This is a genomic window from Nocardioides sp. Soil_C_8, from assembly GCF_057656315.1.
This window is the reverse complement of sequence record NZ_JBDGKQ010000004.1, coordinates 234889-248804: the sequence shown is the minus strand read 5'-3', so window position 1 is coordinate 248804 and position 13916 is coordinate 234889. Positions and strand designations below refer to the sequence as shown.

Annotated in this window: 14 protein-coding genes and 1 tRNA gene; 11 read left to right on the top strand and 4 right to left on the bottom strand. The window is 71.0% G+C overall.

Annotated features, from left to right (window positions below):
• Window positions 1-86 precede the first annotated feature (86 nt).
• The 8 genes from priA to AC3A3L_RS18175 all read left to right on the top strand — a co-directional run bounded on the left by priA (window position 87) and on the right by AC3A3L_RS18175 (window position 8530).
• Window positions 87-836 (top strand): bifunctional 1-(5-phosphoribosyl)-5-((5-phosphoribosylamino)methylideneamino)imidazole-4-carboxamide isomerase/phosphoribosylanthranilate isomerase PriA, encoded by a 750-nt coding sequence (priA, locus tag AC3A3L_RS18210; protein WP_487641457.1) that lies wholly within the window; start codon window positions 87-89, stop codon window positions 834-836.
• 2 nt (window positions 837-838) lie between these two features.
• Window positions 839-1291 (top strand): NUDIX domain-containing protein, encoded by a 453-nt coding sequence (locus tag AC3A3L_RS18205; RefSeq protein ID WP_487641692.1) that lies wholly within the window; start codon window positions 839-841, stop codon window positions 1289-1291.
• Window positions 1288-2049: an imidazole glycerol phosphate synthase subunit HisF gene (hisF, locus tag AC3A3L_RS18200; protein WP_487641456.1), complete on the top strand. Its 762-nt coding sequence runs from the start codon at window positions 1288-1290 to the stop codon at window positions 2047-2049. The genes AC3A3L_RS18205 and hisF overlap by 4 nt, the downstream gene beginning before the upstream one ends.
• Window positions 2050-2076: 27 nt before the next feature.
• The gene (locus AC3A3L_RS18195; protein WP_487641455.1) at window positions 2077-2991 is read left to right on the top strand and encodes an ABC transporter substrate-binding protein; all 915 of its coding nucleotides are present in this window, start codon (window positions 2077-2079) and stop codon (window positions 2989-2991) included.
• Window positions 2992-3001: 10 nt separating this feature from the next.
• Entirely contained in the window at window positions 3002-3865 is an 864-nt protein-coding gene (locus AC3A3L_RS18190) for an amino acid ABC transporter permease (protein WP_487641454.1), read from the top strand.
• Between the two features lie 89 nt (window positions 3866-3954).
• Window positions 3955-4662, top strand: a complete 708-nt coding sequence (locus AC3A3L_RS18185) for an amino acid ABC transporter ATP-binding protein (protein WP_487641453.1) — start codon at window positions 3955-3957, stop codon at window positions 4660-4662.
• Window positions 4663-4788: 126 nt separating this feature from the next.
• Window positions 4789-6651: an ABC transporter ATP-binding protein gene (locus tag AC3A3L_RS18180; protein ID WP_487641452.1), complete on the top strand. Its 1863-nt coding sequence runs from the start codon at window positions 4789-4791 to the stop codon at window positions 6649-6651.
• A gap of 70 nt (window positions 6652-6721) precedes the next feature.
• On the top strand, window positions 6722-8530 hold the full coding sequence (locus AC3A3L_RS18175) for an ABC transporter ATP-binding protein (RefSeq protein ID WP_487641451.1): 1809 nt from the start codon (window positions 6722-6724) through the stop codon (window positions 8528-8530).
• A gap of 46 nt (window positions 8531-8576) precedes the next feature.
• Here AC3A3L_RS18175 and AC3A3L_RS18170 read toward each other — a convergent pair whose 3' ends face one another.
• Window positions 8577-9011: an SsgA family sporulation/cell division regulator gene (locus AC3A3L_RS18170; protein WP_487641450.1), complete on the bottom strand. Its 435-nt coding sequence runs from the start codon at window positions 9009-9011 to the stop codon at window positions 8577-8579.
• Window positions 9012-9219: 208 nt separating this feature from the next.
• On the opposite strand from AC3A3L_RS18170, the gene AC3A3L_RS18165 reads away from it, so the two are divergent.
• The 3 genes from AC3A3L_RS18165 (at window position 9220) to AC3A3L_RS18155 (ending at window position 11812) form a co-directional block, all read left to right on the top strand.
• The gene (locus AC3A3L_RS18165; protein ID WP_487641449.1) at window positions 9220-9723 is read left to right on the top strand and encodes a PGPGW domain-containing protein; all 504 of its coding nucleotides are present in this window, start codon (window positions 9220-9222) and stop codon (window positions 9721-9723) included.
• A 52-nt stretch (window positions 9724-9775) separates the two neighbouring features.
• Window positions 9776-9847: transfer RNA gene (locus AC3A3L_RS18160), tRNA-Val, on the top strand.
• Between the two features lie 249 nt (window positions 9848-10096).
• Window positions 10097-11812, top strand: a complete 1716-nt coding sequence (locus tag AC3A3L_RS18155; RefSeq protein WP_487641448.1) for a glycosyltransferase family 2 protein — start codon at window positions 10097-10099, stop codon at window positions 11810-11812.
• 30 nt (window positions 11813-11842) lie between these two features.
• Here the strand turns inward: AC3A3L_RS18155 and AC3A3L_RS18150 are convergent, their stop codons facing one another.
• The 3 genes from AC3A3L_RS18150 to AC3A3L_RS18140 all read right to left on the bottom strand — a co-directional run bounded on the left by AC3A3L_RS18150 (window position 11843) and on the right by AC3A3L_RS18140 (window position 13900).
• Window positions 11843-12313, bottom strand: coding sequence for a hypothetical protein (locus tag AC3A3L_RS18150; RefSeq protein WP_487641447.1), 471 nt, complete (start codon window positions 12311-12313; stop codon window positions 11843-11845).
• 88 nt (window positions 12314-12401) lie between these two features.
• On the bottom strand, window positions 12402-12560 hold the full coding sequence (locus AC3A3L_RS18145; protein WP_487641446.1) for a hypothetical protein: 159 nt from the start codon (window positions 12558-12560) through the stop codon (window positions 12402-12404).
• Complete coding sequence (locus AC3A3L_RS18140) at window positions 12557-13900, bottom strand: LssY C-terminal domain-containing protein (RefSeq protein WP_487641445.1); 1344 nt, start codon at window positions 13898-13900, stop codon at window positions 12557-12559. Before AC3A3L_RS18140 ends, AC3A3L_RS18145 begins: the two co-directional genes overlap by 4 nt.
• Window positions 13901-13916: the final 16 nt, after the last annotated feature.

Below are 13916 nucleotides of genomic sequence, written 5' to 3'. Positions count from 1 at the left end.
CGTCCGCACCTGGCGAGGACGTGGCGAGTGTCTCGCCGGGCACCCGGGCGACGGGCAGCGGCGTGCGCGGCTCCTAGGATCGACCCATGCCCAGCACCCCCGAGCAGCCCTACCTCGAGCTCCTGCCCGCCGTGGACATCAAGGGCGGCCAGGCCGTCCAGCTGGTGCAGGGGGTGGACGGGTCGGAGAAGCGGTTCGGTGACCCGATCGAGGCGGCGCTGCGCTGGCAGGAGGCGGGCGCGGAGTGGATCCACCTCGTCGACCTCGACGCGGCCTTCGGCCATGGCCACAACCGCGAGCTCCAGGCCCGGATCGTCGGCACGCTCGACATCCAGGTCGAGATGAGCGGCGGCATCCGCGACGACGAGTCGCTCGGGGCCGCGATGGCGACCGGCTGCCGTCGCGTCAACATCGGCACCGCCGCGCTCGAGCAGCCCGAGTGGTGCGCGCGCGCGATCGCGACGTACGGCGACCGGGTCGCGGTCGGCCTCGACGTGCGTGGCACGACGCTGGCCGCACGCGGGTGGACCCGCGAGGGCGGCGACCTGTACGAGACCCTCGCCCGCCTCGACTCCGAGGGGTGCGCCCGCTACGTCGTCACCGACGTCAACAAGGACGGCATGCTCCAGGGGCCCAACCTCCAGCTGCTCCGTGAGGTGTGCGCGGCCACCGACAAGCCAGTGGTGGCCAGCGGCGGCGTCACCACGCTCGACGACATCCGCGCGCTCATGACCCTGGTCGACGAGGGCGTCGAGGGCGCCATCGCCGGCACCGCGCTCTACGAGGGCCGGTTCACCCTCGAGGACGCGCTGGCGCTGACGAAGCCGGTGCCGTGACCATGGAGTTCACCGACTACCACACCCGGCTCGGCGCCTACGTGCTCCTCGTCGACGAGGTCGACGGGCAGGAGTGCGTCCTGCTCGCGTGGTGGAACGGCGAGGGGCACAGCGACCCGGCCTGGTCGCTGCCCGGCGGCGGCATCGAGTTCGACGAGTCGATCCGCGACGGGCTCGTGCGCGAGGTCTACGAGGAGACCGGCTACCACGTCGAGCCCGGCGCGCTCCTCGCCGAGGACTTCTTCACCGGTCAGGGGCGGACCTTCGACGGGCCGTTCCGCTCCCAGCGGTTCGTCTTCGAGGCGACGATCACCGGCGGGGAGCTCGGCACGACCGAGGTGGACGGCTCGACCGACCACGCCGCCTGGGTGCCGCTCGCCGAGCTCGGCGCCGCGTCCCGGGTCAGCATCGTCGACGTCGCCCTGGCGGCCCGTGAATCCCGGGAGCAGCGATGAGCCTCGCGATCCGCGTCATCCCCTGTCTCGACGTCGACGGCGGTCGCGTGGTCAAGGGGATCAACTTCCAGGAGCTCCGCGACGCCGGGGACCCGGTCGAGCTCGCCCGCGTGTACGACGCCGAGGGCGCTGACGAGCTGACCTTCCTCGACATCTCCGCGTCGCACGAGGGCCGCGCCACCACGATGGAAGTGGTCAGCCGGTGCGCCGAGGAGGTCTTCATCCCGCTCACGGTGGGTGGCGGCGTGGGCAGCGTCCAGGACGTCGACCGGCTGCTGCGGGCCGGCGCCGACAAGGTCGCGGTCAACACCGCCGCGATCCACCGACCCGAGCTGGTCGCCGAGATCGCCGACCGCTTCGGCAACCAGGTGCTCGTGCTCAGCGTGGACGCACGCCGTGCGCAGGGCACCCAGAGCGGGTTCGAGGTCACCACCCACGGTGGTCGCAGGAGCGCCGGGCTCGACGCCGTCGAGTGGGCCGTGCGCGCCGCCGAGCTCGGGGCGGGGGAGATCCTGCTCAACGCGATGGACGCCGACGGCACGACCGACGGGTTCGACCTCGAGCTGATCCGTGCCGTACGCCGCGAGGTGGGCATCCCGGTCATCGCCAGCGGGGGAGCGGGTGCGGTCGAGCATTTCCCGCCAGCCGTGGATGCCGGGGCCGACGCGGTGCTGGCGGCCACGGTCTTCCACTTCGGGACACTGACCATCGGCGACGTCAAGACCGGTCTGTCCACGGCGGGTCATCCGATCCGCTGACGTCGTGCTCGGTCGTAGGATTCGGCCATGCTGAAGACCTCCCGGCGCGCGACCAAGCGCCACCTCGCCGTCGTCACCCTCGCGTCCGCTGCGATCGCTCTCTCCGCGTGCGCCCCGACCGACGAGACCGACAGCGGGAGCGACTCCTCCTCGGAGACCTCCGACTCGGAGTCCGCGTCGCCCGCCGCCGACGAGTGCACGCCGGACACGATGCAGACCGTCGCCGACGGCACCCTCACGATCGCGACCGACGACCCCGCCTACGAGCCGTGGTTCGTCGACAACGACCCCACCAACGGTGAGGGCTACGAGTCCGCGGTGGCCTACGCCGTCGCCGAGCAGCTCGGCTACACCCAGGACCAGGTCGCCTGGGTGAAGGTGCCGTTCAACAAGGTCGTCCAGCCCGGGCCGAAGGACTTCGACTTCGACGTCAACCAGGTCTCCATCACCGAGGCCCGCCGCAAGGCCGTGGACTTCTCCTCCGGCTACTACGACGTCGTCCAGACCGTCATCACCAACAAGGGCAGCGCGATCGACGGCGCGACCAGCCTCGCCGAGCTCGCGGACGCCAAGCTCGGCGCGCAGGTCGGCACCACCAGCTACACCGCGATCACCGACCAGGTCCAGCCGTCCGCGGACCCTGCTGTCTTCGACACCAACGACCAGGCCGTACAGGCCCTCAAGAACGGCCAGATCGACGGCATCGTGGTCGACCTGCCGACGGCCTACTTCATGACGGCCGTGCAGCTCGACGACGGCGTGATCGTCGGGCAGCTGCCGCTGCCGGACGGTGAGCCGGAGCAGTTCGGCGCTGTCCTGGCGAAGGACAGCCCGCTGACCGACTGCGTCTCGTCGGCCGTCGACACGCTGCGCGAGGACGGCGTCCTCGACCAGATCGGCCAGGAGTGGCTCGCCCAGCAGGGCGCTCCCGAGCTGTCCTGAAGGCTGACCCATGACTGACCAGGTGGACACCGCCTGGGAGCCCTCCACGGTCCAGCGCGAGCGCGACGAGTGGCGGCGGCGGCGCACGATCCGCAGCGCCGTCATCGCGTCGGGCAGCACCCTGCTGCTGCTCGGCGTCGTCGGCGGCCTTGTGGTCAGCTCGCCGGGCTGGGAGCGCGTCCAGGAGACCTACTTCGACTGGGACAAGGCGGTCTCGTCGTTCCCGGCGGTGCTCGAGGGCCTCTGGCTCAACATCCGGGTGATGCTGCTGTGCGCGGTCCTCATCGTCGCGCTGAGCCTGACGATCGCGGTGATGCGCACCATCCGCGGTCCCGTCGCGTTCCCGCTGCGCCTCGTCGGGACGGCGTACGTCGACGTCTTCCGCGGCCTGCCGCTGCTGCTCGTGATCTTCCTGCTCGGCTTCGGCGGCCCCGCGCTCAGCCTCTCCGGGCTGCCCACCTCGGCCCTCTTCTGGGGGTGTGCGGCGCTGGTGCTGTCCTACTCGGCCTACGTCGCCGAGGTGTTCCGCGCCGGCATCGAGTCGGTGCACCCGAGCCAACGCCTGGCCGGGCGGTCGCTGGGGCTGACCTACGGACAGACGCTGCGCCACGTCGTGCTGCCCCAGGCCTGGCGCCGGGTCATCCCGCCGCTGATGAACGACCTGGTCTCGCTCCAGAAGGACTCCGGGCTCATCGCGGTGCTCGGCGTCGTGGACGCGATCCGGGCGGCCCAGATCGAGACGGCCATCGACTTCAACTACACGCCCTACGTCGTCGCCGGCGTGCTGTTCTGCTGCCTGACCATCCCGATGGCCCGGCTCACCGACCGCTACGCCCGCAAGAAGGGCTACCACGGCGCTGGAGGCCACCTATGAACACCCCACGACGTTCTTCTCCTCCGCTCCGCTCCTCCGAACAACGCCGCGGGGACCCCGTTCCCTCCGAGCTTCTCACCCTGAAGGGCGTGCGCAAGTCCTTCGGCGACCACGTCGTGCTGCGTGAGGTCGACCTGAGGATCGAGCCCGGCCAGTGCGTCGTGCTGATCGGTGCGTCGGGGTCGGGCAAGTCGACGCTCCTGCGGTGCGTCAACCTCCTCGAGGTGGTCGACGACGGCGTGATCACGTTCGAGGGCCGCGACATCACCGATCCCCGCGTCGACGGCGACGAGGTGCGCTCGCGCATGGGGATGGTCTTCCAGGCCTACAACCTCTTCCCGCACCTCGACGTGATCGGCAACGTCACCCTGGCGCTCCGCCTGGTGCACGGGATGGGTGCCGACGAGGCCCGGTCGCGCGGCCTGGCGATGCTCGAGCGGGTCGGGCTGTCCGCCAAGGCGGAGGCGCGCCCCGACGACCTCTCCGGCGGGCAGCAGCAACGCGTGGCGATCGCGCGGGCGCTGGTGGCCAACCCTCGGCTGATGCTGCTCGACGAGGTGACGAGCGCGCTCGACCCGGAGCTCGTGGGCGAGGTGCTCGACCTGCTGACCGACCTCAAGGCCGAGGGCGTGACCATGCTCCTCAACACCCATGAGATGGGCTTCGCGCGCGACGTTGCCGACGAGGTCTGCTTCCTGCACGACGGCCGCATCCACGAGCGGGGCAGGCCCGATCAGGTGATCGGCGACCCCCAGCAGGAGCGCACCCGCGCCTTCCTGTCCCGCATCCGCGCCTGAGGGTGCTCGTCGCGACGGGCTGATTGGGCCGCTGTCGGTGCGGAGGAATAGCCTTGCCCGGTTGGTTGGTTGCGGTTGGCAACCGACCGGCGGAGACAGCGGACGACGAGGAGGCGGGCGACACCTGTGGGCGACGACACGGAGCTTCGGGGCGGCACCACTCTCGACGGCTTCCGGGTCCTGTGGGTCGCCATCTTGCGCGAGCCGATCGTCTTCACGGTCGCAACGGCGGGAGCCGTGCTCTTCGGCGTGCTCACGGTGGCAGACGCGTGGGTCCTGGGCTGGGCCACCCAGCACGTCCTGATCCCGGCGTTCGAGACCGGCGAGATCGGCACCGACATGCTGGTCTGGGTGGTCGCCCTCTTCATGGGCGTCGCGATCCTGCGAGCCGTCGGCATCGTCGCGCGGCGCCTGGGCGGCGGCATCATGTACTACCGGATGCAGTCCCACACGCGCCGCGGCGTCACCAGGCAGTACCTCTCCCTCCCGATGGAGTGGCACCAGCGCCACCCGACCGGTCAGCTGCTCTCCAACGCCTACTCCGACGTCGAGGCGGCCTGGGCGCCGATCATGCCGCTGCCGATGGCGCTGGGCACCGTCGTGATGATGGTCGTAGCGGTGGTCCAGATGTTCGTCGCCGACGTCGTGCTCGCGCTGGTGGGCCTGCTCGTCTTCCCGGCGGTCGTCGTCGCCAACCTGCTCTACCAGCGCTTCTCCTCCCCGCTGATGACCCGCGCCCAGGGGCTGCGGGCCGAGGTGAGCGAGATCGCCCACGAGTCCTTCGACGGTGCGATGGTCGTCAAGACCCTGGGTCGCGAGGTCGAGGAGACCGACCGGTTCCGCGCGAAGGCCCACGAGCTGCGCGACGTCAACATCCGCGCCGGCCGCTTCCGCGCGATCTTCGACCCGACCCTGGCCAGCCTGCCCAACCTCGGCGTGCTCGTCGTCCTGGCCGTCGGCGTCTCCCGGGTCACCACGGGCGCGACGGAGGCCGGCGACGTGGTGACGGTCGCCTACCTGCTCACGATCGTCTCCTTCCCGATCCGGGCGATCGGGTGGCTGCTCGGCGAGTTCCCGCGCTCGGTCGTCGGCTACCGCCGCGCCAAGGCCGTGCTGGACGCGACCGGCAGCATGGCCTACGGCCACGACGAGCTGCCCGCGCGCACGACGGGCGCCCTGCTCGAGGTCGAGGACCTGCACTACTCCTACGACGCCGACGCGCCCCTGCTGCGCGGCGTCGACTTCGACGTGCGCCCCGGGCGCACCGTCGCCCTCGTCGGTGCCACCGCCTCGGGCAAGAGCACGCTGACCAGCCTGATGACCCGCCTGGTCGACCCCGACTCGGGTCGCATCCGCATCGACGGCCACGACCTCAAGGGCCTCCGCAAGGGCGAGCTGCCGCGCGACGTGGCGCTGGTGCCCCAGACGGCCTTCATGTTCGACGACACCGTCCGCGGCAACGTCACGCTCGGCGCCGACATCCCTGATGCCGACGTGTGGGCCGCCCTGCGCACCGCCCAGGCGGACGGCTTCGTCGCCGCCCTCCCCGAGGGTCTCGACACCAGGCTGGGGGAGCGCGGCACCTCGCTCTCCGGCGGCCAGCGCCAGAGGTTGTCGCTCGCCCGCGCACTCGTCCGTCGTCCGCGGCTGCTGATCCTCGACGACGCCACGTCCGCGGTCGACCCGGAGGTCGAGGCACGGATCCTCGCCTCCCTGCGTGACGACCGCGAGGGCACGGGCGATGGGGATGGCGATGGCGAAGGTGGCGACTCGGCCGCGTCGCTCGTCGTGGTGGCCTACCGCAAGGCGACGATCTCGCTCGCCGACGAGGTCGTGCACCTCGACGAGGGCCGGATCGTCGGCCGGGGCACCCACGCCGAGCTGCTCGCCACGAGCCCGGCCTACGCCCAGCTCGTCAACGCCTACGAGGCCGACGCCGCGCTCGATGCCGAAGCCGGGCCTGCCACCGATGGAGGGAGCCGATCATGAACCCACCCCACGACGTTCCCGACCTCCCCCGCTTCGCTCCTCCGATCGACAACGCCGTAGGGACCCCGAGATGAGCACCACCGCTCCGACCGCCGGCACGCGGATGGACACCGGCGAGGACATCGGCGCCATCGCCACCATCCGCATCGGCATGAGGTACTCACCCGAGCTGCGCGAGGGCCTCGGCCTCACGCTCCTCTACGCGGTGATCGCCTCGTGCGGCCAGATCGTCGTCCCGATCGCGGTCCAGCAGACCCTCGACCGCGGGCTCGGCGCACCCGGTGGGCCCCGCCTCGACTACGTCGCCTGGATGGGCGTGCTCGCCGCCCTCGCGATCGCCGCGACGAGCTGGGCGTCCTACATGATGACCAACCGGCTCTTCACCACCTCCGAGCGTGGGCTGGCGACCTTGCGCACCAAGGCTTTCCGCCACGTCCACGACCTCCCGCTGCTCACCCAGAACACCGAGCGCCGCGGCGCGCTGGTCTCCCGGGTGACGAGCGACGTCGACCAGGTCAGCCAGTTCCTCGTCTTCGGCGGTCTGATCTTCGTCGTCAGCATCGGGCAGGTGCTGGTCGCGACGGTGGTGATGGTCTTCTACAGCTGGCAGCTCGCGCTGGTCGTCTGGCTGGCGTTCGCGCCGCTGTTCCTGTCGATTCGCTGGTTCCAGAAGAAGCTGTCGGCCGCCTACACGGTCGTACGCCACCAGGTGGGGGTGCTGCTCGGCGCCATCTCCGAGCCGGTCGTCGGGGCCGCGGTCGTCCGCTCCAACGGAGTCGAGGACCGCACCCAGGCGCGGATCGACACCGCCATCCAGGACTGGCAGGACGCCTATACGCACGCGCAGACCTACACCGTCACCTCGTTCTCGCTCGGCGGCCTCTCCGCCGGCCTGGCCAACGCCGGCGTGATCGTGATCGGCGTGCTGCTCGGCTTCACCGGTGACATGACACCGGGGCGGGTCCTCGCCTTCGCGTTCCTCGTCACCCTGTTCGTGGGCCCGGTGCAGATGGGCACCCAGATCCTCACTGACGCGCAGAACGCGATCGCCAGCTGGCGCCGCGTCCTCGGCATCCTCGAGACCCCGGCCGACCTCGTCGACCCGGGAGCCGAGGGCGAGGTCCTGCCCCGGGGCCCGATCGACGTCCGCTTCGCCGACGTCACCTTCGCCTACCCCGACGGGCCGCCGGTGCTCCGCGAGGTCGACCTGGCCATCGCCGCCGGCACCCGGGTCGCGATCGTGGGGGAGACCGGTTCGGGCAAGTCCACCTTCGCCAAGCTGCTCACCCGCCTGATGGACCCGACGCACGGTGCCGTGCTCCTCGACGGCGTCGACGTACGCCGCATCGAGGCGCAGTCGTTGCGGCGCAGCGTCGTGCTCGTGCCGCAGGAGGGCTTCCTCTTCGACGACTCGATCGCGGCCAACGTGCGCTACGGCAAGCTCGACGCCACCGAGGACGACATCCGCGCCTCGGCCGTCGAGCTCGGCATCGACGACTGGCTGCGCGGCCTCCCACGCGGGCTCCAGACCCAGGTGGGCCAGCGCGGTGAGTCGCTCTCGGCCGGCGAGCGCCAGCTCGTCGCGCTCCTGCGGGCGCACCTCGCCGACCCGGACCTCCTGGTCCTCGACGAGGCCACCAGTGCCGTCGACCCCGCCCTCGAGATGCAGATCGGTCGAGCCCTCGAGCGGTTGATGCAGTCGCGGACGTCGGTCACTATCGCGCACCGGCTGTCCACCGCCGAGAGCGCGGACGAGGTGATCGTGGTCGACAAGGGACGGGTGGTGCAGCGCGGACCGCACCGCGAGCTCGTCACCCAGGCGGGCAGCATCTACGCCGGACTGCACGCGAGCTGGGTCGCGCAGCACTCGCGCGTCTAGCTCCGGCGGCCCGCTCGCGACGTGGCTGTGCCCGTGGCCGCGGCGGTCAGGAGGCGAGCAGCTGGCTGATGAGCAGGTCGGCGTCGAAGGCGTCGGACTCGCTGCCGGGCGGGACCACCGCGGCGGTCCGCGTGATGAAGTCGAGGACGTCCGAGGCGCGGGCCAGCAGCACGAGGTGGCCGTCGGGAGAGCTGAGCTCGATGGAGACCATGGCGCGGCCGCTGAGGCCGATGGCGGGGGAGACGTGCACGTCGCCGTCGCCGGCGGGGGCCTCCGTGCCGCGGATCAGCAGGTCGCGACCGAAGGTCCACACGAGGTTGCCCTCAGAGGTGACGAAGGTCATCGCCACCGCGAACGGGTCGGAGGCGGCATAGCTGAGCACGGTGTCGATCTCGTGGCGGATGCCGCGGTCGTCCATGCACTCGACGGTGATGTCCAACGCGACGTCGGACAGGGTGTGCCCGCTACCGGACAGGTTCATCGAGAGCTCCTAGTGGTCGCCCGGAGGGAGGGGTCCTCCGGGGTTCGTGCTCATGAGACGGCATGCCGGGATGCTCGTGATGCAGAACGGCAAAAAATGACCCGGGCTGGTCCAGACCGGATCTTGAAGCTGGCTCGTGGCGAACTTGACGGTAACCCCGCGTTTCGCCTGCTGCGAAACCGCTGGCCCGGCCGGGTAGGTTCGTCCCATGACGGGGGCAGCCAAGCGCATCGGTCTCGAGGTCCTGGGATGGACGCTGCTGGTCCTCGGGGTGGCGGCGATCTTCCTGCCGGGCCCCGGGTTGCTCGGCATCTTCGCCGGCCTCGCGCTCCTCTCCCAGCAGTACGACTGGGCCGAGAAGCGGGTCGAGCCGGTCCGGCTGCGGGCGATGCTGGGCGCAGCGGAGAGCGTCGAGACCTGGCCTCGCGTGATCGTCTCCTGCTTCGGCGCGGTCGTGCTGGCGGCGTGCGGTGTGCTCTGGATCATGAAGCCGCCGGCCCCGGGCTGGTGGCCGGTCTCCGACACCTGGTGGCTGCCCGGCGGGATCTGGACCGGCGTCACCCAGGTGGCGTCCGCCCTCATCGCAGTCGGCCTCATCGTCTACAGCTACCGTCGCTTCCACGGCCACCCCGAGGAGGCCGACGAGCTGCGCCGCGACATCAAGGCTCGCGGCCGCAAGTCCGAGGACCGCACCGTCGCGGCCGACAACTGACTGACCCGATTCCGGCTCGGGTGCCACCATGGGATACGGTTCTGCCGAGCTCGGGCGATTGGCGCAGTGGTAGCGCGCTTCGTTCACACCGAAGAGGTCACTGGTTCGAACCCAGTATCGCCCACCGACACCGAGACAGCCCCTGACCTGCGAGAAGAGCAGGTCCAGGGGCTGTCGGCATTCAGGCGCACCTCCGCCGTGCGCCCACCGGGCACAGGCGCCAGGGTCCACCACCGGACGTCTCATGTCCCTACAACGACGCATGGTCGGGTGAGGTGACGGCTGCGAAGTTCACCCGTTGCAGGTCACCCGCCCCCGGCGGACGTGGGGGAGAGTGGACGCGTTCCTGTCGTCCCGGGGAGGGAGCACGCGGGTGTCCAGCGCGAGCCAGCCTGCCCTGCGCACGCGTGCATCGCGGTACGGATGGTCCACGGCCGTCCTCGCCGCGGCTGCTCTCGTGCTCCTGGTCGTGGCGGCGGCACTGCTCGCGGCGGCGCGGGATCCCGGGCGGCACCCCACGCTCGCCCCGCTCAACGTGCGATTCGCGAATCCTGGCGGAGCAGTGCTGACGGCAGCCGCCGTGCTGGTGCTCGCGACCTTCGTCGGGCTCGCCGCCCTCCAGACGTCCGCCGCCATGCAGATCCTGTCGCCGGAGCGGGCGATCCCGCCGCCGCCCTCCCGTGCGGTCCGTCAAGCGCGGCGGCTGATGCTCGGACCCCTCGAGCACGACCTGGTCAGCGTGGAGCGTGGGGAGGACCTGCCTGCTCTGGCGCTGCCGACGCCGGAGGAACGGGCAGTCGGCGTCGCCGTACGGTGCACCGTGCTCGTTCCGGCCCACGACGAGGAGGCGGTCCTGGGCGACACGCTGGTCTCACTGGCACTGCAGACGAGGCGACCGGACCGCATCGTCGTGGTCGCCGACAACTGCACCGATGCGACCGCGGACGTGGCGCGCCGGCACGGCGTGGAGGTCGTGGAGACGGTCGGCAACACCGAGAAGAAGGCCGGCGCGCTCAACCAGGTCCTCGCCGACCTGCTGCCGGGCTCCGAGCGGCATGACGTGGTCCTCGTCATGGACGCCGACTCCACCCTCTCCGAGGACTTCCTGGAGGTTGCTCTCGGGCTGCTCGAGGACGACCCGGGCCTGATCGCCGTCGGCGGCCTGTTCTACGGCGACGACGGTGGGCGGCTGGTCGGCCAGTTCCAGCGCAACGAGTACGGCCGCTACCAGCGGCTGGTGGCCCGCAAGCTCGGCAGGGTGTTCGTCCTGACCGGGACCGCCTCGGTGATCCGGTCCTACGCCCTCCACGCCGTCGCCCAGGCGCGAGGAACCCTCGTTCCGGGGACCCTGGGAAACGTCTACGACACGCACGCGCTCACCGAGGACAACGAGCTCACGTTGGCGCTCAAGACGCTGGGCGGCCGGATGACATCGCCGCCGGAGTGCCAGGTGACGACCGAGATCATGACGTCCTGGCGGCACCTGTGGCGGCAGCGCCTGCGGTGGCACCGCGGTGCGCTGGAGAACATCAGCGACTACGGACTGACCCGGGCCACCGCGCTCTACTGGGGCCAGCAGCTCGGCCTGGCCTACGGCGTCCTGGCCCTGCAGTCCTACTTCCTGCTGATGACGGTGTCCCTGCTCGCCGCCGACACCATCCGGTGGTCCCCGTTCTGGCTGTGCATCGGCGCGATCTTCGTCGTGGAGCGACTGGTCACGGTGTGGCGGGTCGGGTGGCGGGCCCGCCTCGTGGCGGCGCCGATCTTCCTCGAGCTGGCGTACACCGCGTTCCTCCAGGCCTGCTTCGTCGCCTCGCTGGCGCAGATCATGCTGCGCCGCAAGGCCGACTGGAACTACGTCCAGCAGCCACCCGTCGCGAGCGTGACGACGCTCGTGGCGCTCGCCTGGCTGGTCGCCCCGTGGGGCATCCTCCTGCCGACCTCGGTCCTCTACACCGACTGGTTCCACGCACTCTGCCTGTGGGTCGGCTTCAACACCCTGGTGTTCGCCTTCCTCAGCGTCCTGCACCTCCTGCCGCCCAGGCGGCGCTCCCGACCGCTCCGCGACAGGGCCCCGGCAGCCCCATGACGTCCGGGACCGACGTCATGGTCCGACCCCTCAGTGAGACAGCGGCGAGGCGTTGCGCAGGGCCCGCTTCGAGCTCTTCACGCCCGCTCTGGCTGCTGAGGTGATGCCCTGGGTGAGCAGGGTCAGTCCGGCACCGACCAGCCATACGTCCTTCGCCACTGCCGTTCCCTCCTGGCTCGGGCGGATGCCGTCGTCCAGGGTCATGGCGGGCGTCCTCAGGTACATGCCGATCAGGCTGGCACCGAAACCGGTCAACGCCGCTCCGGCCACGGTCGCGGGGACCATGGGCGCGAGGAGGGCCGTCCCCACGCCGATCTCGCTGACGGCGAGCAGGCGCGCGAACTTCGTCGCCTCCATGTCCTTGAACACGGCCGGATAGGTGGCCGCTGCCGCGCCGTGGAGGAACTGGGCCGTGCCTTCGTCGGCGCCCAGCTTGCCGATGCCCGAGTTGAGGATGAACGCGCCGGTGGCGAGGCGGAGCGGTGCTTGGGTGAAGGACACGATCTCTCCTGGGTGACGTCGTGGGCAGCTCTTGCACACTCAGTGACCACCCGGCCGCAGTTCATGCGCGGTTCAGTCCACGAGACCCCTAGGCTCCGCCGCCACCACCGCCGCCCCCACCGCCGTCCCCGACGCCGCCGTCGCCGGCCTGGCTCCCGGTCCTCGTGGCCTCCAGGGGACCGCGGAGAGCGTTCTCGACGACGAGGCCGACGAGCAGGACGACGAGCACGAGGACGAGGTACGTCATCTCGATCGCCGCCCGAGCCCCACCCAGCCCCGGGCCGCGTCCGAGCTCACTGCGATGAGGATCAGGACGGTGATCGCGGTGCTCGTCAGGACCAGGAAGTGGGCCTCGTCCGCGGCGCCGAGGTCGATCAGCTGGGTGACCGCCTCGGCGGTGCACACGACCAGCAGGGCGGTCCTGGCCCACGCGTGGTGGGCGAGCATGAGCACCCACAGGCCGATCAGGCACAGGGCGCTGATGCCCATGACGGCGATCTCGCGCGTCGATGCCGTGGTCGGGGCGGTGTCACTGAGGAAGACGGCGACGAGCACGGTGGCCAGGGTGACGGTGGCCTTGGCCATGCTCATCACGGCCGCGGCCAGCAGGGTGGGCGGAGGCATGCGGTGGGACGCCGCGCGCGTCAGCGCATCGGTCGCCGGCTCCGTCCGTTCCGGCTCCGTCTCACGGAGCCCGGTCAGGTCGAGGATCGGCAGGCTTCCGTCGGTGCGGACGACGTCGCCCCCGCCGTTGCGGGTGGTGAACGCGGTGGAGTAGTCCCGGATCACGCGCAGGGAGGCGTCCGGGACGGCGTACCGGACGGTGTCGATCACGTAGTCGCGCTCGAGGTCGATGTCGGCATCGACCCGGTGCGTGACCTGGAGCGTGAACAGGGAGATGCCGACGGCCTTGTCGTACGTCGCCGCGGCCAGCCACTGCACCTCGAACCCGCCGGGCAGCTTCCAGCCGTCGGGGACCGGCCAGAACCGCACGTGGTGGCGTTGCGACGGGTTGCCGTCGACCTCCTGCTGGTAGGCGAAGGCCTGCCGCCGGCCGAAGAGGAACAGGGAGGAGACCGGGGCCTCCGGGTAGGGGCGGCGCAGCACGGACGAGACCACGATCCTCCACGAGGAGCGGACCGTGAGCTCGTCGGCACGCGTCCAGCCGGCTCGGCGCATCGCCGCGTGGATGTCGGCCTCGCTGCCGTCGAGAGCCAGGTTGATCGGGTCACCGAGCACGCCTACGTCGGTGAGGGACCGTCCGATGAAGTAGTCGGGCACGTAGACCTTGGAGAGCACCTCCTGGAGTCGTGGGAGGCCCACGTAGGCCAGCAGCACCCAGAACAGGAACACCGAGGCGATCGCGTACCAGCCGTCCTCGAGGCCGACGGTGACCACGATCCAGCCGAGCCACATGACGAGCACCGTGCCGATGACGAAGAAGGCGCCGTCCACCATCTGCTGCACGGGCCACAGCGGGGTGCCCGGGACGTCGTCCGGTGCCAGCTCGAACGTGGGTGGTGACGTCGGGGGCGGCGTGTCCACGGCATCGCCGCGTCGCCAGTCGTCGGCGGGCTCGACCCTCATGCGTGGACCTCCACTA

Coding starts and splice junctions, on each gene's coding strand:
- AC3A3L_RS18140 (WP_487641445.1), bottom strand. CDS start 13,900: ATGAGGGTCGAGCCCGCCGACGACTGGCGACGCGGCGATGCCGTGGAC.
- AC3A3L_RS18205 (WP_487641692.1), top strand. CDS start 839: ATGGAGTTCACCGACTACCACACCCGGCTCGGCGCCTACGTGCTCCTC.
- AC3A3L_RS18190 (WP_487641454.1), top strand. CDS start 3,002: ATGACTGACCAGGTGGACACCGCCTGGGAGCCCTCCACGGTCCAGCGC.
- AC3A3L_RS18195 (WP_487641455.1), top strand. CDS start 2,077: ATGCTGAAGACCTCCCGGCGCGCGACCAAGCGCCACCTCGCCGTCGTC.
- AC3A3L_RS18145 (WP_487641446.1), bottom strand. CDS start 12,560: ATGACGTACCTCGTCCTCGTGCTCGTCGTCCTGCTCGTCGGCCTCGTC.
- priA (WP_487641457.1), top strand. CDS start 87: ATGCCCAGCACCCCCGAGCAGCCCTACCTCGAGCTCCTGCCCGCCGTG.
- AC3A3L_RS18175 (WP_487641451.1), top strand. CDS start 6,722: ATGAGCACCACCGCTCCGACCGCCGGCACGCGGATGGACACCGGCGAG.
- hisF (WP_487641456.1), top strand. CDS start 1,288: ATGAGCCTCGCGATCCGCGTCATCCCCTGTCTCGACGTCGACGGCGGT.
- AC3A3L_RS18170 (WP_487641450.1), bottom strand. CDS start 9,011: ATGAACCTGTCCGGTAGCGGGCACACCCTGTCCGACGTCGCGTTGGAC.
- AC3A3L_RS18165 (WP_487641449.1), top strand. CDS start 9,220: ATGACGGGGGCAGCCAAGCGCATCGGTCTCGAGGTCCTGGGATGGACG.